The organism is Neobacillus drentensis NBRC 102427, assembly GCF_001591445.1.
In the GTDB taxonomy this organism is placed as follows: Bacteria; Bacillota; Bacilli; order Bacillales; family Cytobacillaceae; genus Neobacillus; species Neobacillus drentensis.
Window position 1 is genome coordinate 22,425 of sequence record NZ_BCUX01000011.1, and the last position, 15,692, is coordinate 38,116.

Genomic DNA, 15,692 nt, shown 5'->3' on the forward strand with positions numbered 1-15,692 from the left:
TCTGCGTTGTTCCTTTAACAACCTTTAGAATCGGCCTTTTAGTCACCTATTTTTTATTTTCGCCTTCTGCACAAACAAATAAATCACGATAATACTTTTGGACATTAATTATCGAGATATTATGACCCCTTAGTAAGTCGATGGTATTTCTATTTAAACAGCAACCATCACAGATCTTTTTCCAGGCTGGAGTAAGCCAGTCCTGTAGCGAAGAAAGAAATCTGTTTTGCATTTTAACATGCTCAAAAAGAAGAATTTTCCCATCCGATTTACATACTCGTTTCATTTCTAAGATTGCTTTTTCCGGATTTGGAATCGTACAAAATACAAGTGTTGCTATAACGGTATCGAAGGCATCCGCAGCAAAAGGCAGTTCTTCTGCACTTGCCTGAACGATGTCTATTGGGACACATGCTTGCTTTTGTTTTAATATTGACCTCTCAATCATGTGCAAATTCGGCTCTATTGCAGTAACTGTTACTGCTTCCTCATATAAAGGAAAATTTATTCCTGTACCCGATCCTAATTCTAGGATATTACCAGTTGCCTTGGAAAGAAGCTCCTTCCGAATCTTCTTAAACTTCTTTTTCTCCAATGGATTCATAAAAAAATCATACCAATTGGCAAATAAACGGCTCAAAATTCTCCACTCCATAATCCCATTTTAGTTTACATAATATTTTTATATTAAACTAAACTCTTTACTACGCTATCGCTTCTGACAAAATATTGTTTGTACCCCCTCCTGTTCATTTTCTTCAAAAAAGAGAACATCCCAATCTTTAAATTCACCCAACAACTCTTTAGGATTAAGTTTATATTGATTTGATACACCCTGATTCCCGGCCTTCGTTGATTGATAGAAGGTTTCCATAAAAAAATACCCTCCCACTTTAATCAGGTTCTTCATCATCGGAAAAAGCGCACGGTCAAGGTAATAGGAAATGACCACTAAGTCGAAAGTTTGATTGACCCAGAATGTATTATTCAATTCTGTTAGATCACATACCTGGGCTTGAATCTTGAGATGATCCTTTTCTGCCTGATCTCTAACATAGGTAATTGCCACATCCGAAATATCAACAGCGTGAACTTGATAGTTCAGTCGCGCTAGGAACAAACTGTTCCCCCCGAGTCCGCACGCTAAATCAAGAGCAGTTCCTCCTTTAAGATAGTCAGACTGTTTTTTTAATCGGGGATTTGGTACAGGTTCCTTCAGATTATTCATACGTTCTTTATATTTTGAATTCCATTTACTTTTACTGTCCACTTATAAACTCCTCATAATAACTTTTTACATTAATTAATGGATGCTTTACTTCCACCTAAAACCTACAACATCCAAGAGGAAATGTCTATTTTGATTTCATTTTATTATTAACTAGGCATATGAGTGATGCGTTTCATTCTGACAAACGACATCAATGGAGAGCAAAATCCAGATGAGAGTGTCGCACTTTTGTTAGTTCTTACAGTAACGATTCGATGTTATTTGTGCCTATCATTACTGAAAAGGATCTTTCATGGTCACGATTAGGTGCTATTCGTGACTTTCATTGATAAAATAGCATCTTTTTGGTAACTATTAGATACTATTCGTTACTTTTATTGATGAAATAGCACTTTCTTGGTAACGAATAGATAATGTTCGCAATCAAAAAGAGTCCAGGGCATCGATCCATTATTGGAACATTTCCCTGCACTCTTTGACCTCTATGATTACCGTTGTAACAAAAAAATTGAACCGAACGGGCATCATATATCCTCTATGGTTACAGCCATACCCGAAAATTCCAATACGCGTGCATCATACGTCTCCTATGATTACCGCTGTGACAAAATTTCACTTCGAACCAGCATCATACAAAACTACGATGATACCTGCTTATGTGCATACCACTTTTTCCCTTTGAAGCGCAAGCAAAAGCCAATCGAAGGGATTGGCGACTGAAATTACGCTTAATTATTCACTGGATTCAACAAGGTTGCTTCATACTCTGTTAAAGCCTCATCCAACATTTGCAAACCAGCATCAATCTGTTCCTTCGTCACAATTAGCGGAGGAATCATACGAATAACTTCCCCATGGTTTCCGCATAGGTAGAATAAAACACCTTTTTCAAGGGCGAGATCAAGAATTTTTAACAATCCTTCTCCATTTGGTCCACCTGTCACTGGGTCAATGATTTCAATTCCAATCATTAATCCCACCGCACGGATGCTCCCAATTACAGGGTGACGTTCTTTAATTTGTTCTAGCTGCCCAACAGCATAACTTCCCATGTTTCGAGTGTTTTCAAGCAAGTTTTCCTCTTTCATTACTTCCAAGGTAGCCAGTGCAACGGAACAAGCGATTGGATTACCGCCAAACGTCGTGCCATGACTACCGAGTGGCCATTGTTTCATTAATTCAGCGGAAGCAACTGTCGCGCTAAGTGGAAGACCATTGGCAATCCCTTTGGCGATTGCCATAATATCCGGTGTCACATCGAAGGTTTGCGCTGCGAACCATTGACCTGTACGGCCAAATCCAGTTTGAACTTCATCAAAGATAAGTAAAATATTATGACGATCACAAATTTCACGAACTTTTTTCAACCAGCCCTTCGGTGGAACCACATATCCACCTTCACCGAGTACCGGCTCTAAAATGACACATGCGACCTCTTCAGGTGTTACTTGATGACTGAATAACGACGCGAAATCTTTTTCTAATTTTTCGATCACATAGGTTTCAGGATCCATACCTGCTGGACATTCTTTTACATTTGCATAGGGAACTTGATAAGTTAGACCCGATGGCTGCATAAATTTCCGATATTTGCTTTTTGAAGTCGTCACACTTAATGCCCCTAACGAACGGCCATGGAAACAACCCGTAAAGGAAATGACATAAGGGCGTTTCGTTACATATTTCGCCAGTTTAAGAGCTCCTTCGATGGCTTCCGTCCCACTATTGGCAAAGAAAAAGCAATCAAGCTCACCAGGTAAAATATCGGCCAGTTCATCGGCTAAACGTAAAATCGATTCGTACATGATCACGCCTGAAGGACCGTGCATCAATCCATCTGCTGCATCTTTAATCGCTTGGACAACCTTGGGATGACGATGCCCAACATTTGTGACCGCAATTCCTGAGGTAAAATCAAGGTATTCCTTTCCATCTACTCCATAGTAATAGCAGCCTTCCTCTTTAACGACTGGTAGATTGGGATGATCCTTTGCCATACTTGGTGCAAGCCGATTCGGCATATTTTTCACGAGGTGATCCCATTTGTTCTCCATACTTTGACCTCCATATTCGTAATCCTTTTATCTAGAAATTACGCGTTTCTTCTATTATTATCAGGTTAGTGACGTGAGTTATTTAATCGCTTTTAAACTTTCATCTCGAATAAGAGACAATAATTCATCCTTGTATTCAGCAAACTCGACTGTTGCTTTCACACTGAAATCCCTTGGTCTCTCCAATTCTATTGGTACCTTTTTCTTTAAACGCCCTGGTCTAGCGGTCATGACATAAACTGAATCCGCTAAAAAGATCGATTCATCGACATCATGGGTAATAAATAAAATCGTCTTTTTCGACTCTTCCCATGCTTTCAGGAGCACTTCTTGCATAATGTTCCTTGTTTGAGCATCCAAAGCTCCAAACGGTTCATCCATTAATAAAATCTTCGGATCGTTTGCTAATGCCCGTGCAATTGCGACACGTTGTTTCATCCCTCCAGATAATTGGATTGGGAAATGGTTTTCAAATCCTTCTAAACCGATTAATTGCAAGTAGTGCCTGGCAATATTGTCTCTTTCTTTATTTGAAACACCCTTTAGCTTTAACCCGAAGGTAATATTGTCTTTCACTGATAACCATGGAAATAACGTGTATGATTGAAAAACCATGCCGCGATCAGGTCCAGGTCCATGGATTTCCTGCCCATCAAGGAGCACTTTTCCTGAAGTTGCTTCTTCTAACCCTGCAACAATCCGCAAAACGGTTGACTTACCGCAGCCCGAAGGCCCTAAGATCGTCACGAATTCCCCATCCTCAATCGAAAAGGAGGTCTTTTCTAAGGCGGTCGTTTCCCCTTTTTTTGTTTTAAATACTTTTCCTACCTCTTTAATTTCTAACTTTGGGGTTCCTGTTACCGAAATAATCGATTCACTACGTTTTGGTTCAACTATATTTTCTCTTTCTTTAACTTTCAATTGAGGTGTGACCATTTAAAATCCATCCTTTCTCATCCATGAAAACGAAGCCTTGTATATGGCTTTAAAGAGGATATCGGTAATCAGCCCCAATATTCCAATAATCAAGATTCCGACGATGATTTTATCCGGCTGCAGAAACCGTGAGGCCTGCATAATCATATAACCTAAACCACTCGATGCACCAACAATCTCTGCCACGACTAAATACGTCCAAGCCCAGCCGAAGGTAATCCGAAGTGTATCAACAATTCCCGGTAATGAAGCAGGTAGGATAACCTTTGTAAACACTTGTGCTTTCTTTGCACCTAATGTGTAGGAAACATCGACTAAATCATTTTGAACATTCTTGGTGACGTCCATAATCATCAACGTCAGCTGAAAAAACGTTCCTAAGAAAATGACACTCATTTTTTCTGTCTCACCAAGGCCAATCCAAAGTATCAGCAGTGGAATGAAGGCGGAAGCAGGCATATAACGAATGAACCCAATGATTGGTTCAAAGGCTCCCTCCATAATCCGCAGTGAACCCATTAAGATCCCTAGAGGTATGCCAATAATCGCAGCAGCAAGAAACCCGAACAGAACCCTCGTAAAACTGATCCCAATATCAGAAAGAATTTCACCATTTACGAACAAATCAACGGCAGTAGTTAATACATCAGTTGGAGTTGGTAAGAATAAAGGATTAACAATCTGTCCGTAACTGAGGACGGACCAAATCAATAGAAATATTATAAATGTTAAAAAGCCGGCGGAAGTATAAAACATTTTTGGAATTTCTTTATTAGGAGTAAACAATTTTGCGATCAATTTTTCTCACCTATTTTCCTATGCATCTATTTTGTAAAAAAGCCTAACTGATGAGGGCAAAAACACATCTCATTAGTCAGGCTGATCAAAGTGAATCCTTAAACTTGCTTAAAAGTTGTTACTTTTGGAAACTTGGATTAATAACATCCTCAGCTTTTGGCTCAGTTTTAAGTAGTTTTTGCTCTTTGTAAAATGAAATCGCATTTGCTGTTGATTGATAGATCGAACCTTTTGCACTTTCTGTCCCAAATAACTTTTCGTTATCCTCTTTTGAGAAGAATTTCAAACCAGTTACTGTTCCTTCAAATTCTTTAACATCAATGTTCAAACCTTTTGCCATGATTTCGTTGGCTTCTTTTTCATTAGCTTTCCAGTATGCCATTGCTTCACCCATCGCCTTAACAAAAGCTTTTACATCTTTCGGACGGTTTTTAATCACATCTTCTTTAAAGCTAACCGTATCAACAATGATTCCAGATAAATCTTTAGTTGTTAGCAACACTTTACCGTTTGCTTTTGCGCCTTTTGATAACCAAGGCTCCCAGGTAACAGCTGCGTCCACTTTACCAGCGGCAAAGGCAGCACCCGCATCGCCTGCAGACATTTGCACTACTTGTACATCTTTTTCTGTTAAACCACCTTGTTTTAATGCTTGTAGTGCTAGCATATGGCTTGTTGAACCAACTTCAAATGCTAGTTGTTTGCCTTTTAAATCTTTGACACTATTAATTCCTTTTTTAACTAGGATTCCATCACCGCCGTATGAATCATCCAATAACCAAACCACTTGCACAGGGATTTCCGAAGCAGCTAAGGAAACTTGTACATCTAGCGCCGTTGCCATCCCGTCAATTTTTCCACTAGCTAACGCTTGTTTACGTTCTCCTAAGCCCTCTACAATGGAAAGATCTACATCAATCCCATTCTTTTTGAAGAAGCCCTTTTCTTTTGCTAAAAATAATGGACCGTACCCAGTCCAAGTTGGCAGAGTCACTTTCAATGGTTCAGAAGACTTCCCATCCTGTGCACTACTTGCCGCATCCTTTTTCCCACATGCTGCTAGTGCGAATAACAACATCAGTGAACAAACAACTAATAACCATTTTTTCATCATAAAATCCCCCTTGTTTTATATATTTCTGTGTAGCGAGTTTCATAGATTCACGTTTTTCCTATCGAATGATAATCGGAATAATACTTCTTATAATCAAAGTTTAATTAATTCACAGCAGATGGGCTTAACATCATATTTCCTATTTGATCTGCTCGGCGAACCGCTTCAATCACCATTTCAGGTGTGACTTCAAATGGCATATTCGCCATATCCTCTATCGTAACAGTTATTTCACCAAGCTTATTCCACTGACTTTCCGATAAGTTAATAAGCCCCATTTGCTTTAAGGTATACGGAAGCTCGACCTGCTGGTAATAGCCGATTAATGCTTTTATCTCATCTTCGCTCGTATTCTCCATGCACAGTTGTGCAAGAATCCCAAAAGCAACAATTTCGCCATGATAGGTGTGGTGAACTTCTGGAAAAATGGTTAATCCTGAATAAACTGCATGGGCTCCAGCAGTCCGGCAATCATCGCCGCCGTACCCACTTACACTGCCACTGACTAAAATAATCGTATCAATGACATCTTCTAATTCTTTTGTTACGGTTTGTGTTCTAACAGAAGTGACCGCTTCCTCCCCAATTTGGAGTAACGTTTTGTACACCTGTCCTGCAATTGCAATTGCCGTCTGATTCAATGCAGTTGGTGTCGCTTTTTTCACTGAGGATCTCGTTTCAAAATATTTAGCCAATGTATCGCCAATTCCAGCTATTAAAAAGCGAACCGGTGCCTTCATGATGATTTCCGAATCGACTAAGACGAGGTCAGGCGCTTTTGACTTTCGTTCAATCCCAATAAATTCACCCTCATCGCTGTATAGAATGCTAATCGGTGTCGCTGCCGCACAAGTTGCTGCAATGGTTGGAATGGCAACTAATGGTTTATTAAGCTGGTAAGCAACGGCTTTCACTGTATCAATTGCCTTGCCTCCTCCAGTCACAATAAGAACATCGATATTTTCATCTTTTAATTTATCTACTAATCTATCGATATTCGTTTGAGAAGATTCTCCCCCATACCAAGTGGAGTGCTCCAAAAAAACACCATGATCTTCCAAACTCTTCTTTAATGAAACTTCTATAATTTCACTACTTGTATGGCCTCCAATCAAAGCTGCAGTTTTTCCGAAGTTTTTAATATATGTTCCTGCAACTTCTAATAAGCCCTTATCTCTAATATATTGAGCTGGTCCAACCGTTACTTTCATAATCCACCCCTTCTCTACTAAAATTATTTAAAAATGAATAATATTCTTATAATATATAGATTCAATTATTTTATGTCAATATATTTTTCTAATATTCTATCTTTATTGAATATACATATTTAGAAATAAAAATACACAAATATTGCTATCTGGAAATACTTCCGTTTATTATTTCTGTATAAAAATAAATAACCAGTTACCTCTTGTCCTTCGAATATGCCCCCTTTATTCGGCATCCTACTGCTTTGTTAGACACTTGGATTATTATTCTTATCTCTTAAAATAATGCAAGTTTTGTGCCACTTTTATTCTATTTTGTGTTTTTTGAGTTTTCTAAATACAGAGGGCTGACTTATCCCTAATGCTTTCGCCATGTTTATCGTTGTTTTGTATCGTTTTCTAGCCTTGATAAGTACTTGCTTTTCAACACTATCAAGAATTTCATTCAAGGTGCGATTCGTTTCATCGACAGATGTCACATCAGTAAAAGACTTCCGAAATTGATTGGGTAAGTCCTCAATTTCAATCAGCTGTTTAGGCGAGGTAACTACCAGTCTTTCAATTAGATTGATTAATTCCCGGACATTTCCCTTCCACTCTTGTGTTAACAATAGATGGATAACACCTTCATCAAGGCTACGCTCACGGTTGTACTTTTTTGAAAAAAACGCTAAAAAGTGTTCGATCAACGGTAGAATATCAGTTGAACGCTTCCTTAATGGCGGTATGGTAATGGGTACAACATTTAACCGGAAATAGAGGTCATGCCTAAAGGTATTTTCCTCAACCGCTTTCTCTAAATCCTTATTTGTCGCGGCTATTATCCGAAAATCAACGGTTCGAAGCTTCGTTCCACCGACACGATAAAATTGCTTTTCCTGAATAAATTTGAGGATTTTCACTTGATCTGCTAATGATAATTCACCAATTTCATCTAAAAATAATGTCCCGCCTTCTGCAAGTTCTGCTAAACCTATCTTCCCTTTTGTATTTGCACCTGTAAATGCACCTGCTTCATAACCAAAAAACTCTGCCTCAAACAAAGCTTCGGGGATGGCTCCACAGTTAACTTCAATAAAAGGACCGTCTTTACGCGAACTTTTTTTATGAATGAATTTAGCAATATGTGATTTTCCTACTCCCGTCTCGCCCAGCAGTAACACATTGACATCGATTTCAGCCACTTGTAAAGCGAGCTTGAGAACTTTTTTCATTTTTATACTGGTAGCAATCATTCCATCTGAATCAAATTGAAGATTCCTGAGCAATTCAAGCTCACTTTTCACTCGTTCCATCTCATCCTCGATGTCAGTTAAATATTTCTTCATGTTAAGTAACTCTGTTACATCATGTGAATAACTGACAATTCGAACTAACTCTTTGCTCGCATCGAATACAGGAATCCCGGTAACAAGTAACTTTTCGCCAGTATTGGTCGTTTGGACAAGGGTAATTTTCCTTTTTTCTTTAATGACTAATGGCGTTAAAATCGGTGTAAAAACCCCTTCTTTTTCCAGTTCATAAACGGACCGACCGACCATTTCATTAGACTTCATATTATAAATTCCTTCGGTCGCTGCACTTACCTTCAAGATGATGCCGTCTGTATCGGTGACTAAAATATCGTCTTGCAATGAATGAAGAATCGCTTCACTTTCATTCCAAACTTTTTTCTCATCACTAATAAATAACACTCCCTTCTTGGACTAAGCAAACAATAAATTATTCATTTATGAATAGAAAACGAAACAAAATTGTTGATAGTATAGTTATATCAGATAATTGATAAAATTTATACTCTTTCGAATAATTTATTCATTTTTGTATAATACAACCATTGTAAACAATTTTTTTCGATGTTTACCCAGTACCAACTCAGTGGTTTTATCTTTGTGTTAAACTATCAATATTACTAATAATGAAAATATTTTAATGAGGATGAAGAATCATGAATAAAAGAATTGCTTTATCTTGGAGTGGCGGTAAGGATTGTTGTATGGCATTAGATACACTAATTTCGCAGGGATTTGAGGTTGTTTCGTTGGTTACAACTGTTCCCAAAGAACTTGGGCGAACATTTGGGCATGGGGAGCGAACTGAAATGATTAAACTTCAAGGTGAAGCTCTATCTATCCCTGTTCACTTTATCGAATGTACATACGAAAGCTATACAAATCAATTTGTCAAAGCAGTCCAAATCTTGAAAAATCAGTTTAATATAACAGGAATAGCTTACGGAGATCTTTATTTAGACGAACATCGGGAATGGGGCGAAAAAGTCGCATCTGCTGCAGAAGTCGACGCGTTGTATCCATTATGGATGAAAAAGGAAGCAGCCTTACAGTCACTAGAAAGGTTTGTCTATTCCCGGTATAAAGCAATCGTGATTCGTGTCCGTGAAGATGTATTAGATGACACGTGGCTTGGTAGAATCATAGATAAATCGTTTCTGGATGATGTCCAAGAAACTTCTATATGTCCTATGGGGGAATTGGGAGAATATCATACCTTTGTTTATGATGGACCCCTTTTTACAAAGAAAATTCAATTGGAAAATGGAGAATTAATCCAGCTGGAGACGACAAAGAAACTGGAATTTAAGAATTTTCAACTTATCGAGTGAAATCATTAAAAAATTGGGATTTGCAAAAATATTAAATATGTAGTTACCTAGTTGTTTGGTTAAATCCCAAATATGGATAGAATAGATAGTATTTCAAAAATACAAACATTGGAGGTGTCCTTCTTGAGAAAATATACACAAGTTTTCCAAGGGACTGCTTTTTCCAGCAAGTCACCAAAAGAAGTCCAAATTTTAAAAGAATATCTTTTCTGTGTTAATGCGAACGGAATGATTGAAAAAGTCGTTTCCCCAGAAGATGCTGACTACCGACCTTTACTAGATGCTTTTCAAGGTGAAGAAAACTTTCTTCGTTTAGCTGAAGGGCAATATTTCTTACCTGGTTTTGTCGATTTACATGTTCACGCTCCGCAATGGGCTCAAGCTGGAACAGCATTAGATATTCCACTCTATGACTGGTTAAACACCTATACCTTTCCACTTGAGTCAAAATTCTCGGATTTAGATTTCGCGAAAGATGTCTACCAAGATGTCGTCAGCACCCTACTCGCAAACGGAACTACTACGGCACTTTATTTTGCAACTGTACATAAAGAAGCTAGTTTATTGCTAGCTGAAATATGCGCTCAAAAAGGACAGCGCGGACTAGTTGGGAAAGTTGTGATGGATGATCCTGAACAAAATCCAGACTATTATCGTGACGCAGATACTCAAACGGCATTAGCGGATACAGAAGAATTTATTTTAGCCGTAAATAAATTAGCAAAGAGGGTGAAACAGGGTGTTTATCCGGTCGTGACTCCGCGCTTTATTCCAAGCTGCACCGATGATGCGTTAAAAGGTTTAGGAGAATTAGCTGCAAAGTACGATACATATGTCCAATCGCACTGTAGTGAAAGTGATTGGGAGCACGATTATGTAAAGAACCGCTTCGATAAAAACGATGCGTTTGCTTTACATCATTTTGGTTTATTACGTGATAAGTCAGTCATGGCGCATTGTAATTTCTTAAATGAAGATGACGCCGATTTATTTGTTGAAACAGGCACAGCCGTTTGCCATTGTCCCATCTCAAATGCTTACTTTGCAAATAGTGTCATTCCCATCGCTCATTTGCATTCAAAAGGTGTTGAAATTGGTTTAGGAACCGACATTTCTGGCGGGTTTTCACCCAGTCTTTTCGATAATGTTAGACAAGCGGTGATTGTCTCTAGAATGTTAGAAGATGGTGTGAATACGGCATTGCCTGCCGAGGAGCGCGGTGTTGCTAATTCACGGATCACCATTAATGAAGCGTTCTATTTGGCAACCGCTGGTGGTGGAGAAAGTTTAAGCTTACCGATTGGTCGTTTGGCAGAAAACTATGCATGGGATGTACAAATCATCGATACGTCTGTATCATCTGCAAAACTTCCTATTTATCATGCAAAAGAAGATTTACATGATGTCTTCCAAAAGATTATGTATCTAGTTCGATCAGAAAACATTCGTGAAGTCTGGGTACAAGGCGAAAAAGTTCATTCACGTTTTTAAGCTACATAAAAAGTGCCAAGCATCATCCATTTACTGGGTGGTGCCTGGCACTTTTTTTCCAACTAAAGGGATTACTTGAAAACAATATTTTCAAATTAATTATTGCTCGGCATATTTTTTAAAATTATCTAAAATTGCCTGCCATCCTGCTTGTTGCATCTCAACTGGATTAGTGGTTTCCGCATCGAAAGTTTCGATTACCTCGGTTTCGTTTCCTTGACCTTTAAAAGTAATTGTAACTTTTCTTCCATCCCCCAAGGTATAAGAAATTACTTCATGTAATTTCACTTCATCATAAATCCCGCCAAAATCAAAGCCAAAACTGCCATCTTTTGCTTCCATTCTGGTAAGGAACTTCCCACCAACCGTTAAATCATTTTCAGCAACGGGAGTGTGCCAATCATCTGAAGCATTGTTCCATTGGGTGATATGTTTGGGCTCGGTCCAATATTCCCATACTTTTTCTACAGGAGCATTAACTACTGCTTTTACAGTTACTTTTTCATTATTGCTTGTTGTCATTTTATTTTCCGCCTTTCCTATACACTAAGTTTATTATGTAGATTTAATTTCCTTCATGGTGCCACAAACCTGTTAATATCTTATCAACTCTTCCCTGTGAACGCAATAAACAGTCTTGGATAAGGGAACAATAATAAAGCCAGGATGAAGTTTTTCATCCTGGCTTTATCAAGTGGTGCCTGACACCAATTAATCCTTCTTTATTCAGTGGCTCTTGGACTGCTTTCAAATCCGCCTTTTTTATGGGATCCATCACAGAACGGCTTTTTGTTGGAAAGGCCACAACGGCATAGATACACTTTTGCCTTTTTCGGATACTCCTTTCCATTTGCATCGAAGATCTGAAAATCACCACTTATCTGCAATGGACCATTATCGTTAATTTTTATTTGATTATCCATATTTATCATATCTCCTTTAGTTTTTTATTAATGAAAAAAATTCAGAACGTAAATCAGCATTAGTTTCAAATGCCCCGTGACTGCTGGTGGTAGTGGTAACCGTGGTTGATTTTTTCGTCCCTCTGCTGCACATGCACATATGTTTTGCTTCAACAACTACCATGGTTCCTTCCGGCTCCAAAACCTCTTCCATGGCCGCTGCAATCTGCGATGTAAGTCTCTCTTGCACCTGAAATCTTTTCGCATACCCGTCAGCCATTCGACCAATTTTCGATAAACCAGTAATTTTCTCTTTGGGGATATAACCTACATGAGCGACGCCAAAAAAGGGAGAAAAATGATGTTCGCACATTGAAAAGAACTCAATCCCCTTTACTAAAATCAGTCCCTTATGTTGAATATCAAACGTCTTTTCGAGGTGGAGTTTGGGATCCTCATGATAGCCTTCGGTGTATTCGAGGAATGCTTTAAGTACCCTAAATGGAGTGTCATGCAGTCCATCTCGATCAGGATCATCTCCACATAGCTTAATTAATTGTCTAATCGCCGAGGTGAAAATATTAACATCCATTAAATTCCGATGGTTCTCCTCTGCATGGGGTTTAAACAAGCTAGGGAACTTCTTAGATAATAAAAGATATTGATCACTTGTCATTACACATCATTCCTTTGGCATGATATTGGAGGATTGATCCTCGATGATTAAACAAGGGGCGTTATTATCTACTTGCTCATTTTGTTGAATTCGAAATGCACAGCAACCATCACCATTCTGAAAGCGTTGTTCTCTTTGCACCCTACATCCGAGCAATTGAGTCAGAACAGAAACAGTCACGCTGCACAAGATAGGACGCTTAAGAGCAACATTATGAAAGGGACAATTCCGCTCAATTAGGTAATTATCATTACCCTTTTTGACTACTTCCATATAAGAGTCATCTTTTGCATAAAAATCCTTAAGCACTGTTAATCTTTCGTTGGTACTAAGCCCTTTCAATTTCGGCTTCCATTCACGAACCCTATCTTCTATCATCGCAGTAAGCACATCTTTAAGTGCATTTTCACCTAGATGACTCACCAAGGTATCTAGAACTTCAATCGTTAAGTGATCATAGTTTTTTTCAAAAAGATGTTCCCCGGCAGTGGTTAATTGATATCGAATATGAGGCCGGCCAATCCCATTGTGCTTTTCAGAAATCCTGACGATCCAACCGTCTTTTTCTAAATAGAGGAGATGCTGCCGAACTGCCTCAGCGGAGATATCTAATTTGGAGGCAAGTTCACTCATGGAAGAAGCACCGTTAGTTTTAATCGCACGAACAATTCTTCTTCTAGGTTCTGATAAATGTTCGGCCTGAAAACTCATGATCTCCCCTCCCTGAACTATCATTCTTAAATGTATATTCAGGAAGTTTTCGAATAGTTCAAGTTTTTTATTGAATAAATGGAAAAAATCTTTAAACAAAAAGAATCCCTCTGAAAGGGATGTAGTTAAAATCTATCATTATATTAATCCCAACCCAATAACTGCTTAGCTTCTGATTGGATTTTATCTTCGAAAAGTTTCCGAATGCGACTCGATGAGATGATTTCCCCTGAGGCACACCGTACCGGCTCTAAAATATGAACGGCAAATTCTTCTTTTAATAAGTCAACATTCCCCTTCCGTTTGACACCATATTTAAAGTTATTTCCGACCCATATTCCCAGTGGATTTAATTTTTGGAGTTCATCATGAAATTCCTCTGCTTTGCGCGAAGCATATAGTGTGTCAAATGGTGCTATGACCACATGTTGGACACCCAAACGTCTTAGTCTATTTAACTTCTCAGGCAAGGGAGTTAAAAGTCTCACTTCTTGAAAAAACACCCTTGGCGGGGGATCAAAAGTATAAACAACAAAATGTAGTTGAAGTTTCTCCGCATGACGACGTGCACTGTCAATTAATTTTTGATGACCTTTATGCACACCATCAAATCCGCCGATTGCCACTATTGAAGCTGATAATTGTAACGTGTCATAAGTGTGAATTTTCAATTATCTCACACCCCTCTTTCTCAAGATAACTGAAGCAAACGGTTCGCTTGAAAGTTGACGATAAGCTATTCCAATGAATCGTTCACCTCAGTCTCTTTAAGCAATCACAGACTATCTCTTAATAATTAAGGTAAGAAATTCTATTTAATAGATTAAAACGGTAAGTCCACGCCAGCTTCTTTTAACAATTCCTGATATTCTTTCATCATTTCCTTTCCATTATATCCTTTCTTATTAGCGTCTTCGACCCAGGCATCCCAAGCTACTTTGGACTTGCTTTTGAGTGAATCGATATCTTTATCCGCCAAGGTAGTCACTCCACCTTTTCCTTTTACGATTTCAGTAAACTTCTTCATCGAGGTGCTATTATCCTTAATTTGAGCGTCCAAAACCAGTTGGACCAAGGCAGGACTCAAGTCATCTTTAAACAATGTTTTCAAATTATCTGGAAGTTGATCATAAACAGACTTATTCATAATCGGTACCATTTGAATCGACTTATATGGCAGATCGACTACATATGGGACGACTTCATTAAGAGAAGTATCAATCGCTCTACTTAAGGAAGTAACACTAATATCAATAATTCCTTTTTGAAGAGATTCATAGTGTTCTTCCGCTGTAACAGAAACTGGCACGGCCCCCCATGCTTTTATTGTATCGGCCTCGCTGCTGCCAACCGCCCGCATTTTTTTGTTTTTTAGCGATTCATATTTCTTAATTGGTTTCGTGCTAAATATATAGGAAGGAACTGCCGCTGAAATGCCCATAATCTGAACATCTTTCCCCATGTCCCCAATATATTTTTCTGCAAATTTATTAACAATCTCATTATTTGTTTTAATATCGGCAGATCCTGCAAATGGAAGGTCAGCAATCGTTAAAGGAAACAATTCAGATTGCATAATATACGGGGTCCAAACCAATCCGACCTCATATACACCGCCTTTTACATCATTTAGAATGGTGTCTGTCCCTCCAAGCGCACTGCCATGGTACAAGTTTACTTTCACTTTTCCGTTCGTTTTTTCTTCAACAAGCTTCTTCCATGGCTCAAATACCTCTGTTGCATAAATACCCGTACTTGGTCCATTATTATTAACATTTAGTTCGATTACTTTAGAATTTTTCCCATTGGAATCTGAAGCATTCCCATTTACTTCTTTTCCGCCGCCGCAAGCAGCTAACACTAGTGTGAGCGCCAGCATTAAACTGCCCATTTTAAATAAGTTGTTCGATTTTTTCATACGTAATTGCACCTTCCTTTAATAGGT

16 protein-coding genes are annotated in these 15,692 nt (G+C 38.5%); 2 read left to right on the plus strand and 14 right to left on the minus strand.

What is annotated here, in order from left to right; all coding sequences use genetic code 11:
- Positions 1-46: 46 nt before the first annotated feature.
- From BDR01S_RS06640 to BDR01S_RS06675, 8 genes are all read right to left on the minus strand, one after another.
- A complete protein-coding gene (locus BDR01S_RS06640) occupies positions 47-640 on the minus strand; it encodes a class I SAM-dependent methyltransferase (RefSeq protein ID WP_066255230.1) in 594 nt (197 codons plus the stop codon).
- 69 nt (positions 641-709) lie between these two features.
- Complete coding sequence (locus BDR01S_RS06645; protein WP_066255231.1) at positions 710-1,270, minus strand: class I SAM-dependent methyltransferase; 561 nt, start codon at positions 1,268-1,270, stop codon at positions 710-712.
- 689 nt (positions 1,271-1,959) lie between these two features.
- Positions 1,960-3,285, minus strand: coding sequence for an aspartate aminotransferase family protein (locus tag BDR01S_RS06650; RefSeq protein ID WP_066255236.1), 1,326 nt, complete (start codon positions 3,283-3,285; stop codon positions 1,960-1,962).
- Between the two features lie 78 nt (positions 3,286-3,363).
- The gene (locus BDR01S_RS06655; protein WP_082797326.1) at positions 3,364-4,221 is read right to left on the minus strand and encodes an ABC transporter ATP-binding protein; all 858 of its coding nucleotides are present in this window, start codon (positions 4,219-4,221) and stop codon (positions 3,364-3,366) included.
- Positions 4,222-5,019 (minus strand): ABC transporter permease, encoded by a 798-nt coding sequence (locus BDR01S_RS06660; RefSeq protein ID WP_157406115.1) that lies wholly within the window; start codon positions 5,017-5,019, stop codon positions 4,222-4,224.
- A gap of 118 nt (positions 5,020-5,137) precedes the next feature.
- A complete protein-coding gene (locus BDR01S_RS06665; RefSeq protein ID WP_066255238.1) occupies positions 5,138-6,130 on the minus strand; it encodes an ABC transporter substrate-binding protein in 993 nt (330 codons plus the stop codon).
- Positions 6,131-6,237: 107 nt separating this feature from the next.
- Positions 6,238-7,344 (minus strand): iron-containing alcohol dehydrogenase family protein, encoded by a 1,107-nt coding sequence (locus tag BDR01S_RS06670; protein WP_066255240.1) that lies wholly within the window; start codon positions 7,342-7,344, stop codon positions 6,238-6,240.
- A 305-nt stretch (positions 7,345-7,649) separates the two neighbouring features.
- The gene (locus BDR01S_RS06675) at positions 7,650-9,038 is read right to left on the minus strand and encodes a sigma-54 interaction domain-containing protein (RefSeq protein ID WP_235846503.1); all 1,389 of its coding nucleotides are present in this window, start codon (positions 9,036-9,038) and stop codon (positions 7,650-7,652) included.
- Positions 9,039-9,292: 254 nt separating this feature from the next.
- Here BDR01S_RS06675 and BDR01S_RS06680 point away from each other — a divergent pair, with 254 nt between their 5' ends.
- Both BDR01S_RS06680 and guaD read left to right on the plus strand, forming a co-directional pair.
- A complete protein-coding gene (locus tag BDR01S_RS06680; RefSeq protein WP_066255242.1) occupies positions 9,293-9,967 on the plus strand; it encodes a Dph6-related ATP pyrophosphatase in 675 nt (224 codons plus the stop codon).
- Positions 9,968-10,090: 123 nt separating this feature from the next.
- Positions 10,091-11,458 carry a guanine deaminase gene (gene guaD, locus BDR01S_RS06685; RefSeq protein ID WP_066255244.1) on the plus strand — a complete coding sequence of 456 codons (1,368 nt, stop codon included), beginning with the start codon at positions 10,091-10,093 and terminating at the stop codon, positions 11,456-11,458.
- Positions 11,459-11,557: 99 nt separating this feature from the next.
- Here the strand turns inward: guaD and BDR01S_RS06690 are convergent, their stop codons facing one another.
- From BDR01S_RS06690 to dctP, 6 genes are all read right to left on the minus strand, one after another.
- The gene (locus BDR01S_RS06690; protein ID WP_066255245.1) at positions 11,558-11,980 is read right to left on the minus strand and encodes an SRPBCC family protein; all 423 of its coding nucleotides are present in this window, start codon (positions 11,978-11,980) and stop codon (positions 11,558-11,560) included.
- 200 nt (positions 11,981-12,180) lie between these two features.
- Positions 12,181-12,381: a CDGSH iron-sulfur domain-containing protein gene (locus tag BDR01S_RS06695; protein WP_066255247.1), complete on the minus strand. Its 201-nt coding sequence runs from the start codon at positions 12,379-12,381 to the stop codon at positions 12,181-12,183.
- A 16-nt stretch (positions 12,382-12,397) separates the two neighbouring features.
- Positions 12,398-13,036 carry a GTP cyclohydrolase I FolE gene (folE, locus tag BDR01S_RS06700; RefSeq protein WP_066255250.1) on the minus strand — a complete coding sequence of 213 codons (639 nt, stop codon included), beginning with the start codon at positions 13,034-13,036 and terminating at the stop codon, positions 12,398-12,400.
- A 6-nt stretch (positions 13,037-13,042) separates the two neighbouring features.
- Complete coding sequence (locus BDR01S_RS06705) at positions 13,043-13,747, minus strand: helix-turn-helix transcriptional regulator (protein WP_066255252.1); 705 nt, start codon at positions 13,745-13,747, stop codon at positions 13,043-13,045.
- A 143-nt stretch (positions 13,748-13,890) separates the two neighbouring features.
- Positions 13,891-14,418, minus strand: coding sequence for an FAD synthetase family protein (locus BDR01S_RS06710; RefSeq protein ID WP_066255255.1), 528 nt, complete (start codon positions 14,416-14,418; stop codon positions 13,891-13,893).
- 152 nt (positions 14,419-14,570) lie between these two features.
- The gene (gene dctP / locus BDR01S_RS06715; RefSeq protein WP_066255258.1) at positions 14,571-15,665 is read right to left on the minus strand and encodes a TRAP transporter substrate-binding protein DctP; all 1,095 of its coding nucleotides are present in this window, start codon (positions 15,663-15,665) and stop codon (positions 14,571-14,573) included.
- Positions 15,666-15,692: the final 27 nt, after the last annotated feature.